Consider the following 21832-nt stretch of genomic DNA (forward strand, 5'->3'; position numbering starts at 1 on the left):
CGGTGACGGGCACCAAGGGCGCACCGCCACGAAAAGGCTAGCAAAGCCGCGAAAACCGGCCTTGAGGCAAATCAAGCGCCGCCAATGCGGCCGCGATCAGGCGGTTTCAGACAGCAGCGGCCGCACCTTCAACCGCGTGATGCGGTTGTGTTCGCGGGCCATGACTTCGAACCGGAAGCCATGAAAGCTAAAGACCTGACCCACGGTGGGGATCATCTGCGCCTCATGGATCACCAGCCCGGCCACGGTATTGGCCTCGTCATCGGGCAGGTTCCAGTCGGTGGCCCGGTTGAAGTCCCGGATCGTCATCGCGCCTTCGATCCAATAGTGGCCGTCCTCGGCCTTGCGGATCGGATGTTCGGCGTCGGGATCGAATTCATCGGTGATCTCGCCGACGATCTCTTCGAGGATGTCCTCAAGCGTGATCAGGCCCTGCAAGGCACCATATTCGTCAACAACCAGCGCGAAATGTGTCCGCCGACGCAGGAACTGACGCATCTGGTCGTCGAGCGAGGTGGTATCAGGCACAAAATAGGGCTTCATGCAGATGTCGATCACCTTGAAGTCCTGTATCACGCCTGCCATCGGCTTTTCCTCGTCCACCAGCCGATACATCGCGCGCAACAGGTCCTTGGCGTGAACGACGCCAATGATGTTTTCGGGATCATTGCGGAAAACGGGCAGGCGGGTGTGGCTGCTTTCAAGGCATTGTTCAAGGATTTCCTGCGGGCGGGCGTCCGCATCGATCATCTCGATCTTGGAGCGATGCAGCATGATCTCTTCGACGGTGCGTTCGCTCAGGTCCAGCGCGCCAAGGATCCGGTCGCGGTCTTCTTTTTCGACGACGCCTTCGGAATGGCCCAGTTGCAGGGCACCGGCGATTTCCTCGCGAACGGCAAGGATATGGCTGTCAGGGTCGGTCCGCACCCCAAAGATGCGCAACACGCCGCGCACCAGCAGGCGAACCGCCGAAACGACGGGCGCAAACAGCCGCACGATCACTGCAATCGGTCCCGAAACCCGGGCCGCGGCGGTTTCGGGATTGGTGATGGCATAGGTCTTGGGCAGGACTTCGGCGAAGATCAGCACCAGCAGTGTCATGAACAGCGTCGCCAGCGCAACGCCGCTTTCGCCAAAGGCACGGGTGAACAGCGCCGTGGCCAGCGAGGTGGCAAGGATGTTCACAAGGTTGTTGCCCAACAGGACCGAACCGATCAGCCGTTCATTGTCCTCGGTGATCTTCAGCGCGCGTTCCGCCCCGCGCGATCCCTTGTCCGTTGCGGCCCGCAGTTTGCCGCGGGATGCGGCAGTGAGGGCCGTTTCCGACCCCGAGAAAAAGGCCGAGAGCATGATAAGACCAAGGATCGAGGCGGAGGTGATCCAGAAGGCAGCGTCGAATGTTTCGGTCGGGGCGTCCATGTGGGCAGTCCTTTGGGTTTGGACCGGTTATGGGGGCGCGACCGTGGACGATCAAGGGGCGCGGGGGCGCATCTTGGGCGGTGCGGACCTATGGACGCAGTCAGTTGTCCTTGGCCAGCGGGTGATGGTCCAGCACTAGGTCGCGCAACCGTTCTTCCAGCACATGTGTGTAGATTTCGGTGGTGGCGACATCGGCATGGCCAAGAAGGGTCTGGATCGCCCGCAGGTCGGCACCGTTGGCCAGCAGATGCGTCGCGAAGGCATGGCGCAGCGTATGTGGTGTGACCTTGTCCGGCGAGACGCCGGCCTCGACCGCCAGTTCCTTGATCAGCATGTAAAAGGCATGGCGTGTCAGGTGCCCGGCCTTTCCACGCGAGGGGAACAGAAAGGCCGAGGCCGGTTTGCCCGCCGTGCGCGCCGCGTCTTCCTGAGCTTCGCGGGCATCCAGCCATCCGGCCATGGCAAGCCGGGCCGGCGGAGAGAGCGGCACCATGCGTTCCTTGCCGCCCTTGCCGCGGATCAGCAGCATACGGGGATCACCGCGAGCAGCAGCCAGCGGCAGAGCGACCAGTTCGCTGACCCGCATTCCGGTGGCATACAGCAGTTGCATCAGGCAGGTGTTGCGGCTCCGGTCGTCGGGGGTACGGCCATGGTTCTCGGCGGCCTCCAGCAGGCGGTCGACCTCTTCGACGGTCAAGGTCTTGGGCAGGCGCTTGTCCCGCCCCGGACCTGAGATCTGCAAGGCTGGATTATCTCCGCGCATGCCTTCTTCGAAGGCAAATCTGTAAAGTTGTTTGACCGCCGATAACCGGCGGGCGCGGGTTGCCCGCGACAGGCCCTGCGCATCGCAGAAGACCAGATAGGATTCGATGTCTTCCTGGGTCGCATCGGCGAAATCGCGGTTCTTGCCGTCCAGCCAGTCCTGCACGTGGGCAAGATCGCGTTCATAGGCCGCCAGCGTATTGGCCGCAGCGCCCCGTTCGGCGGCCAGCGCCTCGAGGAACAGGGGCACCCAGCGCGCAGGCGTCACCGACGTGCCCTTTCGGCGTCAAGGATGACCAGTTCCAGTGCCGCGCGGCGGGCAAGGTCTTCCAACCCGAGGCTGCGGAAGGCGGCAATGGCATCGGTCAGATCCTGACCGTTCCCGGCGGCACCGGAGTTGAACAGGACCATGGCGCGCAGAATGACCTCGCCCAATTTGCCTTCGGCGAGTTGCTCGCGCAGCGCGCGAGGCATGGCGGCACCGGAAAACCCGGCGGCAACGGCCTGGGCATGGGGCAGATCCGCCAGTTCCGCCGGGGCAAGCCCGCGTGCGATGGCGGTCAGAAACACGGTTTCTGGCGTGTCGTCGGTCATTTCCAGCGCCAGCGCTTCGTAGGCGGGTGACAGGAATGCGGCGCGTCGGGCAATTGCGGCGGCGCGACGGTCCAGCCGGCTGCCAGCCAGCCGTTCACCATAGAGTTCGGCAAAGGGCACCAGCAAACGGCCCGAAGCCATCTGCGGCCAGACCTTTTGCAGCGCCTCTGCGACGGCACCGGGGGCCGCCCGGTTCAGCGCGCGTTCAAAATCCTGCAAGGCGTCGACCCGGTCCCAGACTCCGCCCGAGGCCGCGGGGCGGCGCAGGGTATAGATGCCCAGCAGGCGGTTGGCGGGCAGGCTGCCCGCGCGGGCCAGTCGCTCGGCGGCAAGGATCTGGTCGCGCCACCCGTTGTCGCCGTTCAGGTCAAGCACCGCGAAGGGAAGCGGCAGCGGGGCCGTGGGCAACGGTTCTCCGAGAGCTTCGAACAGGCGAAATTCCAACGGTGTCGGGCGCACCGGCGGCAGCAGCGGCGTGTCGTCGGCAAGCTCCGGATCAAGGAACCTTATCAACAATTCGGCCCGGCGGCCCCGGATGTCCCCCAGCGTCTGCGCGGTTTGCAGTATCAACACCGCACGATTCCAATCACCGTCGCGGGCGGAACAAAAGACCTGCAACGAGAGGTCGTTACTCAGCCGCGGCTGCGCCGACAACGCCCGGCAGACCGGCGCGGATTGCCCCAGCAACAGCGCAAGATCCGCCCAGACGGCAAACAGATCCGGATCATCGACGCCGGTGATGTCCAGAAGGGCCAGCGCCTCTTCGACCAGTCCCTGTTCCTCGAGCCAGTTCAGTCGCGCGGTCAGGTGTGCAAGGTTGCGATCACCGGCGGGCGGATCGGCCTCGGCCAGCATCATGACCCGCATATGCGCCCGCAGCGCCGGAACCGGTAGTTCCAGCGCCCGGATCAACCCCTCTAGCGTGGCCGGGTCCGACCCTTGCCAGAGGGTCGTCGGCAAACCGGTGGTGCCCGGTGACAGCAGGCCAGCCGCGCCCGGATTAGGTGCCCCCAAAGGGGCCGAGTCGACCCTTGGCGGGGTCACATTGCTGGCAACGGGCGCGTCCTGCGCCGATGCGGCCAAGCCGAGCCCAAGCCCGGCGCACACGGTCAGTAAGGCAGGCAGGCCGCGAAGCAGCATCCTAGCTGTCTTCCAGTTGCACCGGCACGCGGCGCTCGGACTGGGGCGGGCTGAAATCGGCACCGAAGAAGGGGCCGACATAGGCATAGGCAATCAGCGCCAGCACCCCCAGCACCAGCAGATAGAATAGCCATTTGATCAATCGGCCCATGTGAACACGCCCCTGCCTCGTCTTTTTTGAACTTATACCTAGCCTTTTTGTCGCGATCACGTCATTCACGCAACAGGTTAAGCGATGGGCAAGGGATGGCCGAGGGCACGGTTCACAAGGGTTTGATCCTGCACAAGACAATTGTCTTCGTGGGCATGATGGGTGCAGGCAAGACAGCGGTCGGACGGACGCTGGCAGCGCAGCTGGGCGTGATGTTTCGCGATTCGGATCACGAGATCGAAGAGGCGGCGAACATGAGCATCGCCGAGATTTTTGCCCGCGACGGGGAACCTTTTTTTCGACGCAAGGAAAGCCAGGTGATCGAACGCCTGCTGGAAGGCGAACCCGGTGTCTTGTCGACAGGGGGCGGGGCTTTTCTGTCGGCTGACAATCGCGAGATGATCTCGCGGATGGGGGTATCCATCTGGTTGGACGCGGATATCGACCTGTTGTGGGAGCGGGTGCGCCACAAAGACACGCGCCCCTTGCTGCGTACGCCCGATCCCAAGGGAACGTTGACCCGCCTCTATGAAACGCGGGTGCCGGTCTATCGCAAGGCCGATGTGGCCGTGCCGTCAACGCCGGGCACATCGCTGGACCAGATGGCCCGCCGCGTGACCCAAGTGCTGATCGAAACGCGCCCGGACGTGTTGGAGAGACTGGAATGATCGAAACGGTGAATGTCCCGCTGCCGGGACGCGAATATGACGTGCGCATCGGCGAGGGGCTGCTGGCGCGCACCGGGGTCGAGATTGCACCGCTTTTGCGGCGGTCCCGCGTCGCGGTGGTCAGCGATGAAACCGTGGCTGCGGCGCATTTGCCGACGCTTGAGGCGGCCTTGGGCGCCGAAGGCATCGACTGCGTTGCGCTGACTCTGCCCGCCGGGGAAGGCACGAAATCCTGGCCGCATTTCACGCGGACCGTCGAATGGCTGCTGGAACAAAAAGTCGAACGCCGCGACGTGGTGATCGCTCTTGGTGGCGGCGTGATCGGTGACCTTGTGGGCTTTGCCGCGGCGGTGCTGCGGCGCGGTGTGCGCTTTGTGCAGATCCCGACCTCACTGCTGGCTCAGGTCGACAGTTCCGTGGGTGGCAAGACGGGCATCAACGCGCCGCAGGGCAAGAACCTGATCGGAGCGTTTCACCAGCCTGCGCTGGTACTGGCTGACATCGGGGTGCTGGACACGCTGACCCCGCGCGATTTCCTTGCGGGCTACGGCGAGGTGGTCAAATACGGACTGCTTGGCGACGCTGCGTTCTTTGACTGGCTGGAAGCCAATGGCGCCAAGGTGGCCGGGGGCGATCGTGCCGCGCGGGCCCATGCGGTCCAACGCTCGGTCGAGATGAAGGCCGAGATTGTCCTGCGGGACGAGACCGAACAGGGCGACCGGGCGCTGTTGAACCTTGGTCACACCTTCTGCCACGCGCTGGAGGCCGCCACCGGCTATTCCGACAGGTTGCTGCATGGCGAAGGGGTTGCGATCGGCTGCGCGCTGGCTTTCGAGTTGTCCGCACGTCTGGGCCTGTGCCCGCAAGAGGATCCCAGCCGCGTCCGGGCCCTGTTGAAAGACAGCGGAATGCGCTGTGATCTCAAGGATATTCCCGGTGATCTCCCCTCGGCCGAGGCGCTGCTGGACCTCATGGGGCAGGACAAAAAGGTCGTGGACGGTCAGCTGCGCTTTATTCTTGCGCGCGGGATCGGGCAGGCTTTCGTGACCGCGGATGTGCCACGCGACAAGGTGCTGGATCTGCTGGCCGAACAACTGGCTGACCGCTGATCTGTCAGCGGCGGCTGCGCAAGACCATCAGTTCGCCGACGTTTTCCGAGGTGACGTAGCCCAGCACATGTCCCGCGGCATCTGTCGCGGCGACTGCGGGGGCCTGTTGCAAGGCGTCCAGCGCCTGCGACAGCGGCGCAGCAAGCGGTAGGGTCGGCACGTCCTCCATCACCTCACCGACGGGGTGGCTATTGAGCCCCTCGGCCATTGCCTTGAACAGCGCCTGCCGGGTGAGGAAACCGGCCAGCCGCCCGTCTTCGTGCAGGACGGGAAACTCGTGCTGGGTTGTCCGGATGAGGGTCTGCCCAGCCACATGCATCGGATCGGCAGGGGACAGGCTTTCGAAACTTGTGATCACCGCATCCCGCAGGTGCAATCCGTCGGCAAGGTCGCGGCTTTCCACGTCGCGGGCCTCGGCCTGGGCGGCGACAAAGACAAACAGGGCGATCAGCAACAGGATCAGGTTGCCGCTGGTCAGGCCGAAAAATCCAAAAAGAAAGGCAACGATCTGTCCCGCGCTGGCTGCGATCCGGGTGGCGCGCACACGATTTGTGCTCATGGACAGGAGCGCTCGCAGGACCCGCCCTCCGTCCATGGGGAAGGCCGGGATCAGGTTAAAGACCGCAAGGAACAGGTTGACCGCCGCAAGCCGGCCCATGAAGTCCTGCGGGTTGGTCGGGTCGGAAAGGGCCTCGATTTCGGTCGAAGCGCCAAAGGCAATCAACCCGGCCCAGATCAACACGTTTACTGCAGGGCCGGCAAGCGCGACGGCGATTTCATGCACGGGGTTTTCCGGCATTCGTTCCATCCGCGCCATGCCGCCGATGGGCAGCAGGGTGATGTCCGGCGTCTTGATCCCGTAGCGGCGCGCCATCAGGGCGTGGCCGTATTCATGCGCGACGACACATCCAAACAGCGCCAGAACGAACAGCGTATTGTCCAGCGCCGCAGCCGGGCCGCTTTCGGCCCAAGCGGCTGCCGCAACCCATGCCAGCAACAGGAAAAAGGTGGCATGGACACGCAGTTCGGACCCCAGAAGGTGGCCAAGGCGAAAGGTCCAGGTCATGACATCTCCTGTCGGACAAACGTGCTGGCACAGAGATAGGGGGCCAATCCGGACCGCGCCAGCCGCAACACGGCCCGCTGCGACAGAAAACCCCCGGCGGGAGGAACCGCCGGGGGCTGTCATGCTGATCTGGTTGTGTGGCCTAGAACGGGATTTCGTCGTCGATGTCACGGGCCGGGGCACGCGAGGGGCCCGAGCCGCCACCCGAACCGCCGCCATAGCCCGGATCGTCATAGCCGCCGCGGTCATCGTAACCGCCACCGCCGCCACCACCACCATAGCCGCCGCCCGAACCGCCGCCGTAGCTGCCGCCACCGCCGCCGCCTTCGCGACCGTCCAACATCTGCAACGACCCGCCAAAGCCCTGGATCACGACTTCGGTCGAATACCGGTCCTGACCGTTCTGATCCTGCCATTTGCGGGTCTGAAGCTGACCCTCGATGTAAACCTTCGAACCTTTGCGCAGGTACTGTTCACAGACCCGCACCAGCCCTTCCTGGAAAATTGCCACTGAATGCCATTCGGTGCGTTCGCGGCGTTCGCCGGTGTTGCGGTCCTTCCAGTTCTCCGAGGTCGCAATCCGCAGGTTGCAGACCTTTCCGCCGTTCTGGAACGTCCGCACCTCGGGGTCGCGCCCGAGATTCCCGATCAGAATGACCTTGTTGACGGAACCTGCCATGTCTTTTCCCTTCGAATCTCATCGGCGTGTGTTCGCCGACCCTACACCTTTCGGGGAACCAACCGAAAGGTGCGCCCCGGCGGCACTGGCGAAAATGTCCAAAATGCGTATAGTCCTGCCTGACGATTTGATCAGGGGGATAGTTTTATGGTGCGAGGGGGAATTCGCACGGCCGGAATTTGTCTGGTCATCGGACTGGTTGCCGGGACAGCAACCGCCGAGGTTCTGTCGACCAAGAACCGGTCACATATCTTTTCCAGCCAGACCAAGGTTCTGGATAACCGGGCGGCCCAGCAATACAAAAGCTCGATCCGCCTGCAACCGCCCAAGGTGGTGACACCGACCAAATGGGGCCCGGCCACCGATGGTGCGCTTCCCGTCTACCGAGGCGGCTATAATGGTGAATATGCCGAAATGGCGCGGGTCGCCGCCCGCAAACATGGCATTCCTGAGGACCTGTTCCTGCGCCTTGTGAATCAGGAATCGCGGTTCAACCCCAAGGCCAAGTCCCACAAAGGGGCGATCGGGCTGGCACAGTTGATGCCGGATACGGCGCGTTTGTTGGGGGTTGATCCGCATGATCCGCGTCAAAACCTCGATGGTGGCGCGCGCTATCTCAAGCAGCAGTATCAGAAGTTCGGAAGCTGGCGGCTGGCTCTTGCCGCCTATAACGCCGGGCCGGGGGCTGTGCTGAAACATGGCGGCGTGCCGCCATACCGTGAGACACGCAATTACGTGAAAAAGATCATGGGCGGTTAAGCCGGAGTTCCGATCCGGCTTAAACCTTGGTTATGCCTTTGCTGTCAGACTGTTCCGGGAAATCGCTAGGAAAGGCGGATCGGCGGGATGGTTGGTCATTTGCTCTGTTGGATTCGGTGCATCCTGTGCACCGGTTGGCTGATGGCGGGGGGGCTGTATCTGTGGGGCGCGGCACCGGTGGCCGCACAAAGCTGTCAGGTGCCTCCGGATCTCATGGGCGTTGCACGGACGCTGGCGGCGCTGCCGCGTGACGCGACCGTATTGCCGCCGGCAATGGTCAACCGCCTGGCCGCGCAGATGGAATCCGTTTCTGAAACCGCCATCATTCGCGCGTTGAGCGGGGCGGGCATCGACAGCGTTGTGGCCATCGCGGTCGACCTACTGGCCGAGGCAGAGCGTCTTGCAAACGGGGCGGATTACAACCCGGCGCGGCTTGCCTCCCTGTTGCGCGATCTCGACCAGCAAAGCAGACTGGCCTGTGTCGACAGCGGTAAATCCGTCTTTCAACGGCTTCAAAGCGGGCGTGACGGCGGGTTCTTTGTTGAAAAAGGATCTTCCTGGTCGGAACTGGAAAAACGCGCGCAAGAAGACAAGCTCTTTGCCGCAGGCGCAGTGGTGATCGCCATGGTCGGGTTCATCTCGGTTCTGGTGCTGATCGACACCGGCTATCGCTGGATCATGGCCCTGCTGTACAATCGCAAGGCCTGCCGGATTCCGGCGGATCTGTGGATCAATGACCGGGTTCTGGATGGGCTGATCGTCACCCTTGGCAAAGGCGGGTGCCGCTTTCATCCGCTCAATGCGCCCGCCTTTGATGAGGTCTTGTCCGATTTGCGTGGCGGACAGGCACGAATTCAGGTCGAAGAGCTGGAGCTTGGCGTCGCCTGCAGCAGCATCCATGAAACCGTGGTCGATTTCCGGTTCGACAAGCCGCTGACCATCAAGGCGCAGCGTGAAATCCTCGAATATTCGACGATCTCGCCATATTACATCCGCAAGACCCGCGATGGCGGAGAAGCGGCGACAGCGCATTTGTTGCAGTGACCGGAAAAATGGCCCAGGCATCCGCTGCCCGGGCCATTTTCGCACCTACTCGGCGGCGATCTTGATGACGGGTTCCATACTGGCGAACTCGTCCTCGGACAGGTGGCACTTGATCTGGTGGCCGTCTGCCATGATCCGCACCGGCGGCACCTCCTTGTCACACAATCCACCGGCAACCCGTTCCTTCCAGCGGCACCGCGTCTGGAACGGGCAACCCGACGGCGGATTCATCGCCGAAGGAATGTCGCCTTCCAGCACGATGTGTTTCTTTTCCACATGCGTGTCCGCGATGGGCACAGCCGATAGCAGCGCCTCGGTGTAGGGGTGATAGGGCGGGGCAAAGACCTGATCCGTCGTGCCCAGTTCGACCACGTGGCCAAGGTACATCACCATGACACGGTCGCTGAGATAGCGCACGATGGACAGGTCGTGGCTGATGAACAGCAGCGTGGTCTTTTGCTCGCGCTGGATTTCCATCAGCAGATCGGTCACCGCCGCCTGCACCGATACGTCCAGCGCCGAGACCGGTTCATCCGCCACCACGATCCGCGCGCCGCCCGCAAAGGCCCGCGCGATGCCCACGCGCTGTTTCTGCCCGCCGGACAACTGGCGCGGCATCCGTTCGGCAAAGGCACGCGGCAGTTTCACCAGGTCCAGCAGGCGCAGCATCTCTTCGCGGCGTTCGTCGTCCGAGTTCCCGTGTTCAAAGATTTCCAGCGCGCGCATGATCTGCCGCCCCACGGTCATCGAAGGGTTCAGCGTGTCAAACGGGTTCTGGAACACCATCTGCACGTCGGCCACGGTTTGCGTGTCACGCTTTTCGATGGGCGTGCTTTCGATGTTGCGGTTGTCCAGAAGGATCTGCCCGTCAGTGGCCGTTTCCAACCCCATCAGCACCTTGGCGAATGTCGACTTGCCACAACCGGATTCGCCCACGATGGCCAGCGTTTCGGATTCCCGAGCCTCGAAGCTGAGGGTTTCGTTGGCTTTGACCACCTTCTTTTCGCCGGAACTGCCGAACAGCGCGTTGGCGGCTACCTCGTAGTATTTCTTGAGGTTGTCCATCTTGAGCACGACCTTGCCCGGTTCGGATTTCTCGTTCGACCGGACGTTTTGCGGTGGCGCGTTCCAGTCGATCTCGTCGATCCGCAGGCAGCGCGAATTATGCCGGTCGTTGCCGGTGATCTTGGTCATCGGAATGCGATCTATCGCATCACAGCGCCCGGCCTCGAAATAGTCGCAGCGGGGGCCAAAGTTGCAACCCGGCGGGCGTTCATGGGGCAGGGGGAAGTTGCCCGGGATCGCCACCAGCGGGCGGGCGTTCTTGTCGGCCCCGGGCAGCGGGATCGACCGGAACAACGCCTGCGTATAGGGGTGCTGCATCTCGTCAAAGACATCTTCGATGCTGCCGGTTTCCACCGCCTCGCCCGAATACATCACGCAGATCCGGTCGCAGGTTTCCAGCACCAGACCAAGGTTGTGCGAGATGAACAGCATCGATGTGCCGTACTTCTTGCCCAGTTCCTTGACCAGTTCGACAACCGCCGCCTCGACCGTCACGTCCAACGCCGTGGTCGGTTCGTCAAGGATCAACAACGCAGGTTCCGCCATCAGCGCCATGGCGATCACGATACGCTGTTGCTGGCCGCCGGACAGCTGGTGCGGATAACTGTCGAGGATCCGCTTGGGGTCCGGCAGTTTCACATCCGTGACCACCTGTAGCGCGCGATCATAGGCCTCTTTCTCGGAAAGGCCCTTATGGATCATGGGCACTTCCATCAGCTGCTTGGCGATCTTCATCGCAGGGTTAAGCGAGGCCATGGGCTCTTGATAGATCATGGCGATCTCGGACCCGCGGATGTCGCGCAACTCTTCCTGGCTCATCTCGTTAAGGTTGCGGCCCTTGAACTTGATCGAGCCGCCGACGATGCGGCCGTTCTTGCCAAGGTCCTGCATGACCCCAAGCGCCACGGTGGATTTGCCGCAGCCGGATTCCCCCACAAGCCCCACGGCCTCGCCCGGCATGACCCGGACCGAGAAATCCATGACGGCGGGGATCTCGCGCAGGCGGGTGAAGAAGGAAATCGAGAGGTTGTCGATCTCAAGGATCGGCCCGTCGTAGTCGTCTTTCATGTCGTGTCTCCCTGTCGGAGGGACAGCGAAACGCTCAAGGTTTCTTCTGTCCTGAAATATCCCGGAGGTGTCGCCCCAAAGGGGCGCCTACCAGTGTTTTTGCGCGGTTCCGGCGCGCCGGGGGCTGCGCCCCCGGACCGTCCTTTTATCAATCCCGCAGGGATTCCTCGCGCAACCCGTCCGCCAGCAGGTTCAGACCCAGAACAAGGCTCAACAGCGACAGCGCGGGCGGCAGGGCAGGGTGCAGGTAGATCGAGAGCAGCTTGCGCCCCTCGTTGATCGTCGACCCCCAGTCCGGCGATTCCGGCGGCAGGCCAAGGCCAAAGAAGCCAAGGGTGCCCAGAAGGATCGTCGTATAGCCGATGCGCAGGCAGAAATCGACGATCAGCGGCCCGCGCGCGTTGGGCAGGATCTCCCACAGCATGATGTACCAGGGACGTTCGCCGCGTGTCTGTGCCGCCGCCACGTAGTCGCGGGTCTTGATGTCCATGGTCAGGCCCCGCACGATGCGGAACACCGTGGGCGAGTTGACGAAGACCACCGAGACAAAGACCACCAGGACACCGCCCGGCACGTCGAAGAAATCGAGCGGCCAGAAGGTGATCTTGGAAGCTGTCGGGTCCGGGTTGTTGACCAGCGACATGTAGATCAGGAACAGCGGGACAAGAACGATCGCGAGGTAGACATAGTCCTTGGACGGCTGCGTCCGGTAACGCGAATGGATCAGCACGCCCGCGAAGATCAGCGGGAAGAGGAACAGCACCACCGCCATGTATTGCGGCAGGCCCGTGGCCACGATTTCCGGCGTCACCAGCAGGTAGAAGAGCAGGATGACCGGGAAAGCGAGGATCAGGTTGGCGACAAAGCTCAACGCGGTGTCCAGACGACCGCCATAGTAACCGGCGGGCAGGCCAAGCGTGATCCCCACCATGAAGGCAAAGAGCGTGGCCAGCGGCGCAATGGCGATGACGATGGTCGACCCGGCGACAACGCGGCTAAAGACGTCACGGGCCAGGTTGTCACCGCCCAGCAGATACCACTGGAATTGGCCGTCTTCGGCACCGCGCATCGGCGTGCCGGGCACCTTGTTCTTCATGCCGGACACCTGGCTCAGCGGGTCATGCGTCGCGATCAGGTCAAAAGCGCCGTAGAAAACCGCCGTGTAGACCCAGAACATCACAAGGCCAAAGCCGATCATCCCGATCATCGAATCAAACAGCTTGCCGTAGAGGCCCAGCTTGCGTTTGTAGATGATCGACACGGTGAAGGTGACGACAAGCGCGATCCAGACAGGGGTCAATTGCTGACTGATTCCGCCGACGATGCCAGCGCCGGTGCCCATCAGGACACCGCCAATGACATAGGCCAGCACAAGGGCCAGTACGGCCAGCCCCAGCCAGTTTACCAGTTTCGCAGAAAGCCCCCAAACGCCCCCGGTGGCCATGATCGTGCCATCCGGGTTGGTCTGGATTCCCGTATCGGGTTCGAAAAGGGACAGAATGATCTTGGCCACCAGCGCCACCGCAAAGACGGGCACGAGAATAGTCAGGATCGGGTTCAGGACGGTTCCAAGGCCGCCGGTCCAGGTCAAGGGATCCATCACGGCCTCCTTAGGTTACACTGATGCGCGGGTTCAGGTAGACATAGCCGATATCAGAGATCAGCTGGGTCACCAGAACCACAAAGACGGAGACAACCGAGATCGCCAGCAGCATCTCGATGTCGTTGTTGCCCGCAGCGCGGACGAGTTCCCAGCCAACTCCTTTGTACTGGAACAAGGTCTCGACGATCACGACGCCGTTCAGCAGCCATGGGAACTGCAACATGATCACGGTAAAAGGGGCGATCAGCGCGTTGCGCAGCGCGTGCTTCATCACGATGTTGCCAAAGCTGACGCCTTTCAGGCGCGCCGTGCGGATGTATTGTGCCGTCATGACTTCGGCCATCGAGGCCCGCGTCATGCGGGCGATATAGCCCATACCGTACAGCGCGATGGTCAGCACCGGCAAAAAGAAGTTCTCGAAGGTCGGGTTCTCCATGGCGCTGGTGGCCGTGCCCTTGAAGATCGTCTTGCCCTCGATCCAGCCCCAGTCGTTCAGGATGGGGCCAAGGCCGTTGCGTGACGAGGCGAGCAGCGCGATGAAGATCACGCCCGAGACGTATTCCGGCGTGGCGGTGGTGGTGATCGAAAAGGTCGACAGCGAACGGTCGAGCCCCGATCCTTCGCGCATCCCGGCCAGAACGCCGACGATCAGCGCCGACGGCACCATCAGCAGCAGCACGCAGAGCATCAGGAACCCGGTGTTGCCCATCCGGGTGCCAAGCGCCTCGGTCACGGGGGCCTTGGCCACGGTCGACCAGCCCCAGTGCCCTTGCAGGATGCCACAGTATTTCGGGGCCTCTGCCGGATCGGCACCGGGCAGGATGCAGCGACCGCGCGGGTTGCCGTCACGGTCTTCGCCCGTCCAGCCCGGCGCAAGGCCCAGCCATTCGGCGTAGTTGCCGAAGATCCGGACGTCAAAGCCGGTATTGACCTGTGCCGAGGCTTCCTCGAGCGTGATCTTGCCCGACCGGAAGTCCGCCAGCATCTGTTCGTCCAGCGGCGAACGATAGCCGTTGTTGGACAGCCAGGTGGCGACCTCGATATCCGTCATCCTGAAATTGCCCTCGGACTTCGCGAGCTTTTCCAGATTTGGATAGAGGTTCGTCATCACGAAGACGATGAAGGTCAGGCAGAAGGCGGTCAGTAGCATGACCCCTAGTCGCCTGAGGATGAAAAGACCCATGAAATGCCCCCGTTGGTGGCTGGGGACCGGTTCTGGCCGGTCACACTTGCTGATAGCTTGCGGCCCGCAGGTTTTCGCGCGGAGCCAAGGCGAAAAAGGGCCGCGCTTTTGTGTGCGCGGCCCCAGAGCGATCAGCCGGTCAGGCTGAGATGCCCCATTTGTAGATTTGCGGCAGATAGGCGATATGCATATCCACACCCACAAGGTTTTCGTTGTGGTGGCGCATGATCGACCGCCAATAAGGCTGAATGGTCACGCCTTCCTCGATCACGATGGACTGGATCTTGGCCATGACCTCGCGGCGCTTGTCCGCGTCGGCGATCGAGTTCGCCTCGGCCAGCAGGGCGTCGAATTCGGCGTTTGCCCAGCCAAATTCATTCCATGCTTCGCCCGAACGATAGGCAAGGCCCAGAACCTGCGTACCCAGCGGCCGGTGGTTCCAGTTGGTCGACGAGAACGGGTATTTCACCCAGTCGTTCCAGAAGGTCGAGCCGGGCAGGACGGTCCGCTTGACCTTGATGCCGGCGTCGCGCAGCTGGGCTGCCACGGCGTCGGTGGTGTCCTTGCGATAACCGTCGTCGATCGAAATCAGCTCGTGCTCGTAATCTGCCATGCCGGCATCGGCCATCAGCTGGGCCGCCTTGGCCGGGTCATGCGGCAGGCGCGTGACCGAAGCGTCGTGTTCCGGGTGCATCGGGCCGACGTGGCAGTTATCTGCCGCGACGCCGTTGTTGGCATAGCCAAGTTCAAGGCAGACGGCGTTGTCGACAGCCATGGCAATGGCCTGACGCACGCGCTTGTCACCGTAGATCTTGTTGCCGTTCTCATCCTCGGCAAGCTGGTTCGGACGGATCACGATGGTCGCACCCGAGGCAACCTCGGACCGGGTCAGGCCGATGGCATCGAGAATCTCGATGAATTCGCCCTGGCTTTCCCAGTTCATGTCGATTTCTTCGGATTCATAGGCGGCGATCACAGCGGCCGGGTCGGTGCCGTAGTCGATGAATTCGATCCGGTCGATAAAGCCACCCTTGCCGGCGGCATATCCCCACCAGTCGTGGCCTTCGTTGCGGACCAGCACACCTTTGACGCCCACTTCGAGGCTCTCGGGCAGCATGAAGCCGGTGCCAACCGGGTTGTCCAGCATATTGGCCGGGTCATGGCTGCTGTGGACGATGGCGGCGGGGTAGTCGGCCATGCCCGGGATGATGGTGATGTCGGGCGACGCGCAGACCAGTTTGACGGTGTGGCTGTCGACCACGGTGATCGCGCCATCTGCGGCCTTGTTGGTTTCGGGGTCGATCAGCGATGCCATGCGGCCCGCCATCGAGTTGCCTTCGACGTCCTTTTCACACCAGCCTGCGATATTGCGTGCCACGTCTTCTGCTGTGAAATCGTCGCCGTTGTTCCACTTCACACCCTTTCGGACATACAGGGTGTATTCGGTGGCGTCGTCATTGGCTTCCCAGCCTTCCAGCAGCATCGGTTCGAACGAGCCGTCGCTGTTGTATTCCACGAGGTATTCCAGCCATCCGGCGGTGAAAGTGGCGATCTGGGTCCAGTCATAGGTGCGCGGATCCTTCAGCGCGCGGACTTCCATTTCCATGCGGATCGTGCCGCCCTGCTGGGCATGCGCGGCTGCCTGCGCGGGACGCTGCAAGCCACCCAGAGCGTAGGCGGCGGCAGAGGTCAGGCCCAGCGCGGTCGTGCGCACCAGAAATTCGCGACGGTCCAGAAGACCCTTCTTGAATTCCTCGGCGTACATCTTGGCAGCCGGATGTACCCGCTGCAGGTTTTCGGTCGATGTCATGCTTGTCTCCCTGTGACACAACTCGGTTCAGCCGGGGGTCTGATATTCGGCATTCTCAAGAGGTTGTCGCTTCCCTCTTCGGCCTTGCCCCTCGCTGGACTTCATTCCGCACGAGAAGGCTTGCCCCGTCAACGCCCGCTTTCGCCCTTTTGAGGTCAAAAACCGACATGTGACTTATTCAAAAGCGACATGCGCTTGTTGCGCAAGTAACTTCCGCGGTACCACGAGTCGGATGCCCGCTCGTCACGCGCGAAGAGGAAGATGCCGCGATGCGGCGCGAAGGGCGGTTGGCGACTGTCCGGTGTGGGTCTGGATGAATCGGGTGAAATAGGCCGCCGAGGCAAAGCCCAGCGACTGCGCAACCTCCTTCACCGGGGGCTTGGGGCTTTCCAGCGCCACGCGCGCGGCGTGGAGCTTGCGTTCGGTCAGAATATCGGCGGCGGTCTTGCCGCAGCACTGGCGGCAGACCCGGCTGAGATGGGTTGGCGTCACGTCCAGTGCCTCGGCATAATGGCCCATCGGCTTCGGCTCGCGGAAATCGCGGGTCACGGCCTCGGCATAGCGCCGCACAAGCCGCTGCGCGGCGCTTTCCGGCGGGGTGTCTGCCGCGCCAGCCTGCACCTGCCGGTGCAGCCAGACACCGATCAGCCCGACATGCGCGGCCAGCGCCTCTTGCAGCATCGGGCGTTGCTGCATGGTTTCGCGGCTCATCGTGTCGATGGTGCCGGTCAGTTCGGCTTGCGAAAGGCTGTCGCGAACCCTCAAAAGCAGCGGAAGATGCGGCAGATAAGGGCTTAACCCTGGCGGGCTTTGCACGATCAACGCCTGCGTGCCCTGCTGGACCTCGACCGAAAACAGTGTTCCGGCGGGCAGGAAAAGGGCGTTGTTCATCGAAAATCCGCGCCGGATGCCGTTGACGATCACGCGGCCCTGACCGCGGGTGAACCACAGCGTGACGTCCACTTCGCGGTCATGCAGCAATGTGAATTTCCACGGCGCGCCCTGCAATTCCAGAGCGAAGGAACCGCTGCGCACCGTGCCCTTTGGTCGGGGCGGCGCGGGCGGCATGGGCTTTCTGAGGAAGCCGGGCCGCGACATCAGGCCAGTGCCTCGGCGGTCAGGTGGTGCCAGTGTCCCATGCGGGCACGGAACCACGTGCGTTGGCGCTTGGCGAACTGGCGGGTCAGGATGGTGGCGCGCTCAATGGCGTGATCCAGCGTAATCTCTCCGTCCAGATGGGCCATGAGTTCCGCCGCGCCGATGGCCTTGGCCGACGGGCGGTCGGCGGTCCAGCCGGGTCGGTTCGCGCGGGCTTCGTCCAGCGCACCGCTTTGCACCATCTTGCGGAACCGGGTTTCGATTCGGGGCGTCAGCCAGTCTTTCGGGGCCTCGACAACGAATCCGGTGGCCTGATCCAGTGGCAGCAGGGGCGGCGGGGTGTTGTCCTGCCAGTCAGCAATTCCCCGCCCCGTAGCCTGCAACACCTCCCATGCGCGGGCCACCCGCGCGGGGTTGTTCAGGTCGATCCGGGCGGCGCTTGCCGGGTCAAGCTCGGCCACCATGGCCGCCAGCCCGCGGTCCGCCAGCAGCGTTTCGCCACGGGCGCGAATCCCCGGCGGGGTTGGCGGGATCTCGGCAAGGCCTTCGGTCAGCGCGGTAAGGTAGAGACCGGTGCCGCCGGTAAAGATCGGGCGGTCTGGCGCATTCAGAAACTGTGCCGCCTCGCGCAGCCATTCCCCGACACTATAGGCATGATCACCTGGAACATGGCCATACAGCGCGTTTGGCGCGCGCGATTCTTCCTCCGCCGAGGGACGGGCCGTCAGAACGCGCCAATCGGAAAAAACCTGTATCGCGTCCGCGTTGACGATGATTCCGCCTTGTTTTTCGGCGATGGCCAGCGCCAGCGCCGACTTGCCGCTGGCGGTCGGTCCGGCGATCAACACCGGGCGCGTGGGGTCACAGGCCGCGAGGCAGGCCTCGATTGCCGAATTGTCACGCATTGCGCTGCCTGTCCCGCTGTCCCCGGCGGCCTTCCCCTGGGCCATTGCGGCCCAAGCGGTTTTCCGCCACATATGCGCGCGATCATACCCCCCCCGAGACGGAGCGCAACATGACCGAAGACGGCACCCCGCAGACAACCTTCAAACGTGTGATGCTCAAGATTTCCGGCGAAGCGCTGATGGGGGATCAGGGCTTTGGCCTGCATCCGCCAACCGTGCAGCGCATCGCGCGCGAGGTGAAGTCGGTGCAGGAGATGGGCGTCGAGATCTGCATGGTCATCGGCGGCGGCAATATCTTCCGCGGATTGGCCGGCAGCGCACAGGGGATGGAACGGACCACCGCCGACTACATGGGCATGCTGGCGACGGTGATGAACGCGCTGGCCATGCAATCGGCGCTGGAAGGTCTGGGGGTCTTCACCCGGGTCATTACCGCGATCCGCATGGACGAGGTCGCCGAACCCTACATTCGCCGTCGCGCGGTCCGTCACCTTGAAAAGAAACGCGTCTGCATCTTTGCCGCGGGTACGGGCAACCCTTATTTCACCACTGATACCGCGGCGGCATTGCGGGCCAACGAAATGGCCTGCGAAGCGATCATCATGGGCAAGAACGGCACCGACGGCGTCTATGACAAGGATCCCCGTCACCACGCCGATGCCAAACGTTACGACGAAGTGACCTTTGACGAGGTTCTGTCCAAGAACCTCAAGGTCATGGATGCCTCTGCCATTGCGCTGGCGCGTGACAACAACATGCCGATCGTCGTCTTCTCGCTGGATGAACCGGGCGGGTTCCGCGGTATTCTGGCAGGGCAGGGCACCTGCACCCGCGTGATCGAAAAACCGGCCGAGCCGCAACCGGACAAACCCGGTCCCGCTCCGTCCTGATCCGCGCGACTGCGTCCGGCCGTGCCTAGTGCAGGACAGCCGCGGCTGCGCGACCCGGTGCCACCGACGACAGGCGCGCCCGCCGCTGATCGCGCGGCGGAGTGCCGAACCGGGCGTGATAGCTGCGGGTAAAGGCCGAGGGTGAGGCGAAACCGGCGGCCAGCGCGATGTCCAGCACCGAAAGTTCGGTTTCCGAGACCAATTGCGCGGCACGGTCCAGCCTCAGGCCAAGGTAGACCTGCGCGGGCGTCTGGTTCAGCCCCTTTCGGCAGCGCAGGCGCAATTGTTTCGGGCTTAGCCCAAGTTCGGCAGCCACCCTTTCAACCGGAATCGGGTTTTCGATCCGCGCGGCCATGATGGCCATCATGCGTTCCAGCAAGGGGTCGGCGCTGACTGCCAGTTTCTGACACTCGCCGGCGTCGCGAATCCGTCCGTGCGCCAGCGCATCGGCGGTTCTGGAGGCAAGCGCCGGGCTCTGCACCCGGGCGATCCAGGCCAGCACCGCGTCCCCGGTGGCGACGCCCCCGGCTGTCGTCAGGCGCTGACGGTCAAAGGCATAAAGGTTGTCCGACAGGGCAATATCGGGGAAATCCTCCAACATACCGGGCACGGCCTCATGGTGCAGCACCGCCTCACGCCCGTTGAGGAACCCCAGTTTCGCAAGGATCATGCCGCCTGTGTCCAACCCGCCCAGTGTGGCACCCGCTGCATCCGCCCGGTTCAGGAAAGCGCGCAATCCCATCGGCAGTGACTTTAGCGGATCATAGCCTGCGCAGAGCAAGACAAGGTCGAATCCCTGTGCGCCGTGCCAGTCCGGCATGTCGCCATCTACCATTGTGCCATCCGACGCGGCGACCGGCGCGCCGCTGACAGTGCGCACGGACCATGTAAACAACGGCTGTCCCGCACTTTTGTTGGCGACGCGCAGCACCTCGCGCGCGAAGACATATGCCAGCATCTGGAAGCCGGGAAAGAGGATCAGGCAGACATGCATCTTTGGTCAGGGTCCGGGGTCACGGTGCGGTTGTGCCATGCCGAGGGTTAAGACCCGGTTGCAGGCACAGCGATCCTAGACCATCGCTTGGGCATTTTCTGCACGAAAAACGGCGCAGCAGGGCCGATGTTGCACAGAATGTGGTGACATCCTGCGCCCAGCGGACCAACAGGAGAGCCCAGATGAACATCCAGACCCCGATGCCGACAGGCCAGCGCCCGGCCAATTGCTCTGATGCGGAATGGGAGGCGCGACAAGAGCTGGCGGCGATCTATCACGCGCTGGTGAAATACCGGCTGACCGATGTCACCAACCAGTGGCACGCCATGCGGGTGCCCGGCGAAGACGCGCTGCTGACCCATCACTATGGTTGGATGCACGAAGAGGTGACGGCTTCGAATCTCATCAAGGTCGGGTTCGACCGGGTGAACCACACCCCGGAAAACGGCGAACCCAACCCCTCGGCCACCGAGATCGGCAAACTTTTCTTCGAGGCCGATCCAACGATGAACTGCATCATGCACATTCATACCAAGGCGATCATGGGGGTCAGCGCGCAGGCCGAAGGGGTCGGCCCCTATAGTCAGGCTTACCTGATGATCGGCGGCGGGGACGTGATCGGCTATACCGACTACGAGTTCGAATGCACCGATGATTTCCTCACGGGCCTGCTGAAAGCGGGCCGGGACAAGAAGATGATCGTCGAAGCATGGCACGGGGCCTTTGTCTTTGGTCGCGACGCGGGCGAGGCGTTTTTCCGCAGTTTTTATCTGGATCAGGCCTGTGCCGTGCAACTGGAGGTCCAGAAATCGGCGGCAGGCGGCGCGACGGTCCGCACGATCCCCGAGGCCGAACAGCAGCGCCACCTTGCGGATATGGCGGTAAGCGACTGGTACGGCTACGAAGGCGCGCTGGAATGGGCCGCGATCCGGCGGCGGCTGGACGTCGAGAGCCCCGCCTACCTTGGATGACAGAGGGCAACAGGGCTGGCGCGGGCACAGACCCGCGCCGCGCCATCTGGTCAAGTCGGATTGATCTGCGGTAAAGGTCGGGATAACCAGTGCTTCCCGAGCACGCAGCATCAACAAGGGGCCACCGATGTCCGAAGACTTCGAACTCGATACCGACGATCTTACGCGCCGCATGGAAGGCGCGATGTCCAATCTGCGCACCGAATTCGCTTCGTTGCGGACAGGCCGTGCCTCGGCCTCGATGCTGGAACCGGTGCAGGTGGATGCCTACGGCCAGATGACCCCGATCAACCAGGTTGGCACCGTGAACGTGCCGGAACCGCGCATGGTGACGATCAACGTCTGGGACAAGGGACTGGTGGGCAAGGTGGAAAAGGCGATCCGCGAGTCGGGCCTTGGCATCAATCCGCAGTTGAACGGCACCATCATCATGCTGCCGATCCCCGAACTGAACGAGGAACGCCGGCGCGAACTGGGCAAAGTGGCGGGCCAATATGCCGAACACGCCCGCGTTTCGATCCGCAACGTGCGCCGCGACGGCATGGAGCAGATCAAGAAACACAAGGACAGCATGTCCGAGGATGACGCCAAGCTTTGGGAAAGCGAAGTGCAGGAGCTGACCGACACCTACATCAAGAAGGTGGACGAAGCGCTGGAAACCAAACAAGAAGAGATCATGCAGGTGTAATTCCCGGGACCGCGCACGCCTTGCGCGTGCGCCCGTTGGGAAAGGCGGTGCGGGCAGGCCTGCCGCCGCTTGCAATTATCGATAGACGCGGGCCCGCGCGGCGGGCCTGCCACGGCAATGCACCGCCATTGCCGCGTTCTTGCCTTTCCCGGCGGGGAAGATTGGA

Annotated in this window: 20 protein-coding genes; 7 read left to right on the forward strand and 13 right to left on the reverse strand. The window is 62.9% G+C overall.

The features are described 5' to 3' along the window. Window positions 1–96: 96 nt before the first annotated feature. The 4 genes from KJP30_RS02080 to KJP30_RS02095 form a co-directional block, all read right to left on the reverse strand. Window positions 97–1419, reverse strand: coding sequence for an HlyC/CorC family transporter (locus tag KJP30_RS02080; RefSeq protein WP_218447320.1), 1323 nt, complete (start codon window positions 1417–1419; stop codon window positions 97–99). 100 nt (window positions 1420–1519) lie between these two features. Then, complete coding sequence (locus KJP30_RS02085) at window positions 1520–2449, reverse strand: site-specific tyrosine recombinase XerD (protein ID WP_218447322.1); 930 nt, start codon at window positions 2447–2449, stop codon at window positions 1520–1522. Next, complete coding sequence (locus KJP30_RS02090; RefSeq protein WP_218447323.1) at window positions 2446–3915, reverse strand: hypothetical protein; 1470 nt, start codon at window positions 3913–3915, stop codon at window positions 2446–2448. Before KJP30_RS02090 ends, KJP30_RS02085 begins: the two co-directional genes overlap by 4 nt. Window position 3916: 1 nt before the next feature. Continuing rightward, the gene (locus tag KJP30_RS02095; protein ID WP_218447324.1) at window positions 3917–4066 is read right to left on the reverse strand and encodes a hypothetical protein; all 150 of its coding nucleotides are present in this window, start codon (window positions 4064–4066) and stop codon (window positions 3917–3919) included. 95 nt (window positions 4067–4161) lie between these two features. Between KJP30_RS02095 and KJP30_RS02100 the strand changes: the two genes are divergently transcribed. Both KJP30_RS02100 and aroB read left to right on the forward strand, forming a co-directional pair. Next, window positions 4162–4734, forward strand: coding sequence for a shikimate kinase (locus KJP30_RS02100; protein ID WP_218447325.1), 573 nt, complete (start codon window positions 4162–4164; stop codon window positions 4732–4734). Further along, window positions 4731–5843, forward strand: a complete 1113-nt coding sequence (gene aroB / locus KJP30_RS02105) for a 3-dehydroquinate synthase (protein ID WP_218447329.1) — start codon at window positions 4731–4733, stop codon at window positions 5841–5843. Before KJP30_RS02100 ends, aroB begins: the two co-directional genes overlap by 4 nt. Before the next feature lie 4 nt (window positions 5844–5847). Here the strand turns inward: aroB and KJP30_RS02110 are convergent, their stop codons facing one another. After that, window positions 5848–6909 (reverse strand): site-2 protease family protein, encoded by a 1062-nt coding sequence (locus KJP30_RS02110; RefSeq protein WP_218447330.1) that lies wholly within the window; start codon window positions 6907–6909, stop codon window positions 5848–5850. Between the two features lie 142 nt (window positions 6910–7051). After that, entirely contained in the window at window positions 7052–7588 is a 537-nt protein-coding gene (ssb, locus tag KJP30_RS02115; RefSeq protein ID WP_218447331.1) for a single-stranded DNA-binding protein, read from the reverse strand. 147 nt (window positions 7589–7735) lie between these two features. Between ssb and KJP30_RS02120 the strand changes: the two genes are divergently transcribed. Together KJP30_RS02120 and KJP30_RS02125 are read left to right on the forward strand one after the other, a co-directional pair. Beyond that, window positions 7736–8347 carry a lytic transglycosylase domain-containing protein gene (locus KJP30_RS02120; RefSeq protein WP_218447332.1) on the forward strand — a complete coding sequence of 204 codons (612 nt, stop codon included), beginning with the start codon at window positions 7736–7738 and terminating at the stop codon, window positions 8345–8347. Window positions 8348–8488: 141 nt separating this feature from the next. After that, the gene (locus tag KJP30_RS02125; RefSeq protein WP_218447334.1) at window positions 8489–9391 is read left to right on the forward strand and encodes a preprotein translocase subunit SecE; all 903 of its coding nucleotides are present in this window, start codon (window positions 8489–8491) and stop codon (window positions 9389–9391) included. A gap of 45 nt (window positions 9392–9436) precedes the next feature. Here the strand turns inward: KJP30_RS02125 and KJP30_RS02130 are convergent, their stop codons facing one another. The 6 genes from KJP30_RS02130 to miaA form a co-directional block, all read right to left on the reverse strand. Further along, window positions 9437–11524: a dipeptide ABC transporter ATP-binding protein gene (locus tag KJP30_RS02130; protein ID WP_218447335.1), complete on the reverse strand. Its 2088-nt coding sequence runs from the start codon at window positions 11522–11524 to the stop codon at window positions 9437–9439. Between the two features lie 148 nt (window positions 11525–11672). Beyond that, a complete protein-coding gene (locus tag KJP30_RS02135) occupies window positions 11673–13124 on the reverse strand; it encodes an ABC transporter permease (RefSeq protein WP_218447337.1) in 1452 nt (483 codons plus the stop codon). Window positions 13125–13134: 10 nt separating this feature from the next. After that, window positions 13135–14310, reverse strand: a complete 1176-nt coding sequence (locus tag KJP30_RS02140; RefSeq protein WP_218447339.1) for an ABC transporter permease — start codon at window positions 14308–14310, stop codon at window positions 13135–13137. A gap of 139 nt (window positions 14311–14449) precedes the next feature. Beyond that, window positions 14450–16120: an ABC transporter substrate-binding protein gene (locus KJP30_RS02145; protein WP_218447340.1), complete on the reverse strand. Its 1671-nt coding sequence runs from the start codon at window positions 16118–16120 to the stop codon at window positions 14450–14452. Between the two features lie 243 nt (window positions 16121–16363). Further along, the gene (locus KJP30_RS02150) at window positions 16364–17188 is read right to left on the reverse strand and encodes an AraC family transcriptional regulator (RefSeq protein ID WP_224874293.1); all 825 of its coding nucleotides are present in this window, start codon (window positions 17186–17188) and stop codon (window positions 16364–16366) included. A 29-nt stretch (window positions 17189–17217) separates the two neighbouring features. Continuing rightward, on the reverse strand, window positions 17218–18123 hold the full coding sequence (miaA, locus tag KJP30_RS02155; protein WP_218447343.1) for a tRNA (adenosine(37)-N6)-dimethylallyltransferase MiaA: 906 nt from the start codon (window positions 18121–18123) through the stop codon (window positions 17218–17220). A gap of 110 nt (window positions 18124–18233) precedes the next feature. Here miaA and pyrH point away from each other — a divergent pair, with 110 nt between their 5' ends. Further along, window positions 18234–19013 (forward strand): UMP kinase, encoded by a 780-nt coding sequence (pyrH, locus tag KJP30_RS02160; protein WP_218447344.1) that lies wholly within the window; start codon window positions 18234–18236, stop codon window positions 19011–19013. A 25-nt stretch (window positions 19014–19038) separates the two neighbouring features. On the opposite strand, the gene KJP30_RS02165 is transcribed toward pyrH, so the two are convergent. Continuing rightward, window positions 19039–20007 carry a GlxA family transcriptional regulator gene (locus tag KJP30_RS02165; protein WP_218447345.1) on the reverse strand — a complete coding sequence of 323 codons (969 nt, stop codon included), beginning with the start codon at window positions 20005–20007 and terminating at the stop codon, window positions 19039–19041. Window positions 20008–20189: 182 nt separating this feature from the next. Between KJP30_RS02165 and KJP30_RS02170 the strand changes: the two genes are divergently transcribed. Next, a complete protein-coding gene (locus tag KJP30_RS02170; RefSeq protein WP_218447347.1) occupies window positions 20190–20978 on the forward strand; it encodes a class II aldolase/adducin family protein in 789 nt (262 codons plus the stop codon). A 127-nt stretch (window positions 20979–21105) separates the two neighbouring features. Further along, window positions 21106–21666 carry a ribosome recycling factor gene (gene frr / locus KJP30_RS02175; protein WP_218447349.1) on the forward strand — a complete coding sequence of 187 codons (561 nt, stop codon included), beginning with the start codon at window positions 21106–21108 and terminating at the stop codon, window positions 21664–21666. Window positions 21667–21832 lie beyond the last annotated feature (166 nt).

It is taken from the genome of Antarctobacter sediminis (genome assembly GCF_019218285.1).
Classification (GTDB): domain Bacteria; phylum Pseudomonadota; class Alphaproteobacteria; order Rhodobacterales; family Rhodobacteraceae; genus Antarctobacter; species Antarctobacter sediminis.

Excerpts from the sequence above, each read along its gene's own strand:
- KJP30_RS02080 (WP_218447320.1), bottom strand. The coding sequence starts at position 1,419 with ATGGACGCCCCGACCGAAACATTCGACGCTGCCTTCTGGATCACCTCC.
- KJP30_RS02090 (WP_218447323.1), bottom strand. The coding sequence starts at position 3,915 with ATGCTGCTTCGCGGCCTGCCTGCCTTACTGACCGTGTGCGCCGGGCTT.
- KJP30_RS02095 (WP_218447324.1), bottom strand. The coding sequence starts at position 4,066 with ATGGGCCGATTGATCAAATGGCTATTCTATCTGCTGGTGCTGGGGGTG.
- KJP30_RS02100 (WP_218447325.1), top strand. The coding sequence starts at position 4,162 with ATGGCCGAGGGCACGGTTCACAAGGGTTTGATCCTGCACAAGACAATT.
- aroB (WP_218447329.1), top strand. The coding sequence starts at position 4,731 with ATGATCGAAACGGTGAATGTCCCGCTGCCGGGACGCGAATATGACGTG.
- KJP30_RS02110 (WP_218447330.1), bottom strand. The coding sequence starts at position 6,909 with ATGACCTGGACCTTTCGCCTTGGCCACCTTCTGGGGTCCGAACTGCGT.
- ssb (WP_218447331.1), bottom strand. The coding sequence starts at position 7,588 with ATGGCAGGTTCCGTCAACAAGGTCATTCTGATCGGGAATCTCGGGCGC.
- KJP30_RS02120 (WP_218447332.1), top strand. The coding sequence starts at position 7,736 with ATGGTGCGAGGGGGAATTCGCACGGCCGGAATTTGTCTGGTCATCGGA.
- KJP30_RS02125 (WP_218447334.1), top strand. The coding sequence starts at position 8,489 with ATGGCGGGGGGGCTGTATCTGTGGGGCGCGGCACCGGTGGCCGCACAA.
- KJP30_RS02130 (WP_218447335.1), bottom strand. The coding sequence starts at position 11,524 with ATGAAAGACGACTACGACGGGCCGATCCTTGAGATCGACAACCTCTCG.
- KJP30_RS02135 (WP_218447337.1), bottom strand. The coding sequence starts at position 13,124 with ATGGATCCCTTGACCTGGACCGGCGGCCTTGGAACCGTCCTGAACCCG.
- KJP30_RS02140 (WP_218447339.1), bottom strand. The coding sequence starts at position 14,310 with ATGGGTCTTTTCATCCTCAGGCGACTAGGGGTCATGCTACTGACCGCC.
- KJP30_RS02145 (WP_218447340.1), bottom strand. The coding sequence starts at position 16,120 with ATGACATCGACCGAAAACCTGCAGCGGGTACATCCGGCTGCCAAGATG.
- KJP30_RS02150 (WP_224874293.1), bottom strand. The coding sequence starts at position 17,188 with ATGCCGCCCGCGCCGCCCCGACCAAAGGGCACGGTGCGCAGCGGTTCC.
- miaA (WP_218447343.1), bottom strand. The coding sequence starts at position 18,123 with ATGCGTGACAATTCGGCAATCGAGGCCTGCCTCGCGGCCTGTGACCCC.
- pyrH (WP_218447344.1), top strand. The coding sequence starts at position 18,234 with ATGACCGAAGACGGCACCCCGCAGACAACCTTCAAACGTGTGATGCTC.
- KJP30_RS02165 (WP_218447345.1), bottom strand. The coding sequence starts at position 20,007 with ATGCATGTCTGCCTGATCCTCTTTCCCGGCTTCCAGATGCTGGCATAT.
- KJP30_RS02170 (WP_218447347.1), top strand. The coding sequence starts at position 20,190 with ATGAACATCCAGACCCCGATGCCGACAGGCCAGCGCCCGGCCAATTGC.
- frr (WP_218447349.1), top strand. The coding sequence starts at position 21,106 with ATGTCCGAAGACTTCGAACTCGATACCGACGATCTTACGCGCCGCATG.